The sequence below is a fragment of the Phycicoccus jejuensis genome, assembly GCF_000720925.1.
Classification (GTDB): Bacteria; Actinomycetota; Actinomycetes; order Actinomycetales; family Dermatophilaceae; genus Phycicoccus; species Phycicoccus jejuensis.
In genome coordinates, this window is sequence record NZ_JOEE01000084.1 from 1 (window position 1) to 241 (window position 241).

Consider the following 241-nt stretch of genomic DNA (forward strand, 5'->3'; position numbering starts at 1 on the left):
GACATATCTCTCAATGAAGACACCGGCGGGGTCGGTCATTCTGTGGGTCACGTCAGCCGGCACCACCTTGCCGCGCAGCATGCCGGAAGTCTCACAGTCCTTCTTCTCCCTGCTGCAGAAGAACGTCCTGAACCGCCGCGCCTGGGCCACCCGCCAAGAACTGCGCATCGCCATCATCACCTGGATCGAACGCACCTACCACCGCCGCCGCAGGCAGAACGCCCTCGGCCGATTGACCCCC

The 241-nt window shown here is 63.9% G+C and carries 1 pseudogene; it reads left to right on the forward strand.

The features are described from left to right. Nucleotides 1-94: 94 nt before the first annotated feature. Nucleotides 95-241: pseudogene (locus tag IG69_RS21900) on the forward strand (IS3 family transposase); the annotation flags it as partial.